This window comes from Mesorhizobium sp. M0408 (genome assembly GCF_040321495.1).
GTDB lineage: Bacteria > Pseudomonadota > Alphaproteobacteria > Rhizobiales > Rhizobiaceae > Mesorhizobium.
Genome location: NZ_JAMYRO010000069.1, coordinates 1 through 4,186, shown reverse-complemented (window position 1 = coordinate 4,186; position 4,186 = coordinate 1). Strand labels below are relative to the sequence as shown.

The following is a 4,186-nucleotide window of genomic DNA, read 5'->3' as shown; positions in this document are numbered from 1 at the left end:
GCAGATCACCTTGCCCTTGCCGACCTGTTTGCGGATCGTCTCGACCGCGTGCTCGCGGTAGGCGCGCATCGTCCAGTCGCCTTCGGACGCACTTATGCGGTAGTTCGCTCCTGGAACAGCGTCTCGATCAGCGGGCACTCCGGCAACGTGCCGTCAGCGCATTGCGCGACCACCTCCTTCAGCATGCGCTCCATCCGTTTGAGGTCAGCGATTTTCGTCCGCACGTCCTTAAGATGGGCGGCGGCCACATCTCTTGCCTCGCCGCAAGGCCGATCGCGTTCATCCACGAGGCGCAGCAGTTCGCGGATTTCATCGAGGGAAAAGCCTAGCTCTCGCGCGCGTAGCACGAAGCAAAGGCGCCGCTCGTGCATGGTGTCGTAGCTGCGATAGCCGCTCGTCGTACGCGGCGGCTCGGGCAGAAGGCCGACCTTCTCGTAATAGCGCACGGTCTCCAGATTGCAGCCCGTACGCTGCGCGAGCTCGGCCCGTTGCAGGCCCTTCACCGCGGCATGATCGCGCATCGCAAAATCCCTCTTGACCCTGTAGTGACTACAGACCGCATGCTACGGCACGCTTGGGATTTCGGCAAGGAAGAGAGGCCGGACATGGTTGCATCGCGATCCGGAACAACGGCGGCCCAAACTGCCGCTGCAGACTTGTCTGCCTCTGAACGAGGCGACGCCGGGCGGCAGCGTCTGATCGCCGTGGGCGGCATTCTCGGCGCACTCGCGGCTTCCTCCTGCTGCATCGTGCCGCTGCTTCTGTTCAGCCTTGGCATCGGCGGGGCCTGGATCGGCAATCTGACGGCGCTCGCGCCTTACAAGCCATTCTTCGTCGCCGGCACGGCAAGCCTTCTCGGATGCGGCTTCTACCTCGTCTACTGGAAGCCCAGGCGAGCCTGCGCCGATGACGCCGCTTGCGCGCGCCCGATCCCTAGCCGCTTCGTTCAACTCGCGCTCTGGATCGCGACGGTGCTCGTATTGGCCGCCTTCGCCTTCGACTACATCGCCCCGCTGCTGCTCGGCGCCTGAGACAAAGGAGTTTCATCCATGACCAAGTATTTGAGCGCGCTCGCCCTGATCGGCTCCGTTATCGTGGCTCCGGCCGCGTGGGCTGGCGAGCGCACCGTCACCTTCGCTGTCGACAACATGACCTGCGCCTCATGTCCCTACATCGTGCAGAGCTCAATGGCGGCGGTCCCCGGCGTTGCGAAGGTCGCCGTCTCCTTCGAAGCCAAGACCGCGACCGTGACCTTCGACGACGCTAAGACGAACCCGGATACTATCGCGACCGCTAGCATGAATGCCGGCTATCCGGCCCATCCGACACAGCAGGGCAGTTGAGATGAGCGACCGCGCCCTGGTCCGCGCCGGCGTGGCCGGCGCCATCCTCGCCGCGATCTGCTGCGCGGCGCCGCTCCTCGCCGTGGGTCTGCCCCTGGCCGGCCTTGGCGCGTGGTTGGCAGGCGCCGGTCTGGTGGTGCTTCCCCTGATCGGCGCGAGCCTCGGCCTCGTCGCGTGGGGCGTCCATTATCGCCGGGCACAAGCCGCGGGCTGCGAGAAGAAGATTCACAAGGAAAGCATGAAGCAATGAACGATTGCTGCGCATCCTCCTCGCCCCAGGGCAAGCTTGCAGCTTCCGCATCCGCGACACCGCCGAGCTACACCGTGCGGCCCGGCGTGACGTTTCCGGACTGGTCTGTGGTCACATCTCCCCTCGTCAAAGACGCACTGCTGGCCATGAACGATGTTCTGCGGATCATGGCTGGACCCAACCAACCCGCCGATCGTTGGAGCGACCGCGACCGTCTCGTGGATCGAGTTCGCGTTGCGCTGCTTAAGCTCTACGCCGAGGCAGGGCGAGCACCTACCCAAAGTGCGATTGCCAAGCGCGCGGGGCTGAGCGAGACGACCGTTCAGCCGCAGCTCGAAGAACTCCAACGTCGTGACCTCGTCGTGCTCAACGGCGATCGGATCGTCGGAGCCTATCCCTTTACCGACCGGGATGCGGACCATCAGGTCACCTTGGACGGACGCGTCGTTAACGCCATGTGCGCAGTGGACGCGCTCGGCATCGGCGCCATGACCGGTCGCGACATCGCGATTGCATCGCGCTGCCGCCATTGTGGTGCGCCAATTCGGATCAGCACACGGGATCAAGGTAGGATGCTGGCTCGCGTTGAACCGAAGACGTCCGTTATGTGGCAAAGTGTCCATTACGAAGGCGCGTGCGCGGCGAACTCGCTGTGCGCGACGACCGCGTTCTTCTGTTCGGAAGACCATCTCTCCGCCTGGCGCCGCGAGCGTACCGCGGACGAGCCCGGTTTTCGGCTGTCGATCGAGGAAGGACTGGAGGCGGGTCGCGCTCTCTTCGGACCCAGCCTCGCTGGCCTCGAGATGGCACCACACGCGTCGGTCCGCGCGGCGTTGAAGAGCGCTGCAGCAACAGACCGCCCCTTCCGCGCGAACGGTCGCAATGGTGGCGCCTACGATCTCGTCGTCATCGGCGCCGGCTCAGCCGGCTTCTCGGCTTCGATCACCGCCGCCGATCAGGGTGCGCAAGTCGCCCTCATCGGCCACGGCACCATCGGCGGCACTTGCGTCAATATCGGTTGCGTCCCATCGAAGACGCTGATCCGCGCTGCCGAGACACTTCACAACGCTCGCGTGGCAGCACGTTTCGCCGGCATCGCGGCCGAGGCCGAGCTGACGGACTGGCGCGGAACCATCCGTCAGAAGGACGCACTCGTTTCCGAACTGCGCCAAGCCAAGTACGTGGATCTGCTGCCGGCCTATAACGGCATCGCCTATCATGAGGGCGCGGCGCGTCTCGTGGAAGGTGGTGTCGAGGTGAACGGCGCGCGCATTCCCGCCGGCAAGATCATTATCGCGACCGGCGCGCGGCCGGCTGTTCCCGCCATCCCTGGCATTGAGGACGTGCCCTATCTGACCAGTACGACCGCGCTCGATCTTGAGGAGCTACCACGATCGTTGCTCGTCATCGGAGGCGGCTACATCGGGGCGGAACTCGCCCAGATGTTCGCCCGCGCCGGCGTCAAGGTGACGCTCGTTTGCCGGTCTCGGCTGCTCCCCGAGGCCGAGCCCGAGATCGGCGCGGCCCTGACGGGGTATTTCGAGGACGAAGGGATCACCGTGGTCTCTGGCATCGCCTACCGTGCTATCCGCGGGACCGAGAACGGCATTGTGCTCGACGTTTCCATCGACTGCCACGATACGACGATCGCCGATCAGGTGCTGATCACTACCGGTCGCACGCCCAACATCGAAGACCTTGGGCTCGCCGAGCACGGCATCGTGCTCTCACCGAAAGGCGGCATTGTCGTTGATGACCGCATGCGCACCTCCGGGGCCGGCATCTATGCTGCCGGCGATGTCACCGGCCGCGACCAGTTCGTCTACATGGCCGCCTATGGTGCCAAGCTTGCTGCCAAGAATGCGCTCAACGGCGACAGCCTGCGCTACGACAACAGCGCCATGCCTGCCATCGTTTTCACCGACCCGCAAGTGGCGAGCGTGGGCCTCACCGAGGCCGCGGCCCGTGCCGCCGGACATGCCGTCCGTGTCTCGACGATCGGTCTCGAGCGGGTGCCGCGCGCACTCGCCGCTCGCGACACCCGTGGGCTCATCAAGCTCGTGGCCGATGCCAGCAGTGGCCGGTTGCTCGGCGCGCATATTCTCGCGCCGGAAGGAGCCGACAGTATCCAGACCGCGGCGCTGGCGATCCGGCAAGGCCTCAATGTCGAGGATCTCGCCGATGCGATCTTTCCGTATTTAACCACTGTCGAGGGCTTGAAGCTCGCGGCACTCGGCTTTGCCAAGGACGTCGCCAAGTTGTCGTGCTGCGCTGGCTAGGATTGCGTTCATTTTCCGATTGCGACGCCAGCTGCGCCGATCTCCAGCGAACCGCCGAATTGTACGCTCCAGCACGCCAATATACTCCGCCGACCACACCTCTCTTTACTTTTCGAGAAAGCGCCATCAAATCACACGAGGAATATCCTGAGTCATTGGAGGTCGCTCAAGAGTGCCACGAAGACTTGTCGTAACTACTTCAAACTACGCTATTGCCGCCATTTGTATCCGTCACTCCCACTCGATGGTGCCTGGCGGCTTGCTCGTCACGTCGTAGACCACGCGGTTGATGCCGCGTACCTCGTTGATGATGC

Annotated in this window: 6 protein-coding genes; 4 read left to right on the top strand and 2 right to left on the bottom strand. The window is 64.2% G+C overall.

Features of this window, described 5'->3' with window-relative positions; all coding sequences use genetic code 11:
- Positions 1-92 precede the first annotated feature (92 nt).
- Positions 93-521: a MerR family transcriptional regulator gene (locus NKI67_RS33665; RefSeq protein ID WP_023680913.1), complete on the bottom strand. Its 429-nt coding sequence runs from the start codon at positions 519-521 to the stop codon at positions 93-95.
- Between the two features lie 84 nt (positions 522-605).
- Here NKI67_RS33665 and NKI67_RS33660 point away from each other — a divergent pair, with 84 nt between their 5' ends.
- The 4 genes from NKI67_RS33660 to merBA are packed head-to-tail and all read left to right on the top strand — an operon-like array spanning position 606 to position 3,872.
- Positions 606-1,031: a mercuric transporter MerT family protein gene (locus tag NKI67_RS33660; RefSeq protein ID WP_031213451.1), complete on the top strand. Its 426-nt coding sequence runs from the start codon at positions 606-608 to the stop codon at positions 1,029-1,031.
- 18 nt (positions 1,032-1,049) lie between these two features.
- Positions 1,050-1,343: a cation transporter gene (locus NKI67_RS33655; RefSeq protein ID WP_023680911.1), complete on the top strand. Its 294-nt coding sequence runs from the start codon at positions 1,050-1,052 to the stop codon at positions 1,341-1,343.
- Between the two features lies 1 nt (position 1,344).
- Complete coding sequence (locus NKI67_RS33650; protein ID WP_352649143.1) at positions 1,345-1,593, top strand: mercury transport protein; 249 nt, start codon at positions 1,345-1,347, stop codon at positions 1,591-1,593.
- Positions 1,590-3,872, top strand: a complete 2,283-nt coding sequence (gene merBA, locus NKI67_RS33645; RefSeq protein ID WP_023680909.1) for a bifunctional organomercurial lyase/mercury(II) reductase MerBA — start codon at positions 1,590-1,592, stop codon at positions 3,870-3,872. Before NKI67_RS33650 ends, merBA begins: the two co-directional genes overlap by 4 nt.
- 231 nt (positions 3,873-4,103) lie before the next feature.
- Here merBA and NKI67_RS33640 read toward each other — a convergent pair.
- On the bottom strand, positions 4,104-4,186 hold an 83-nt coding region (locus NKI67_RS33640), incomplete at its 5' end, for a GMP synthase (glutamine-hydrolyzing) (protein ID WP_502909381.1).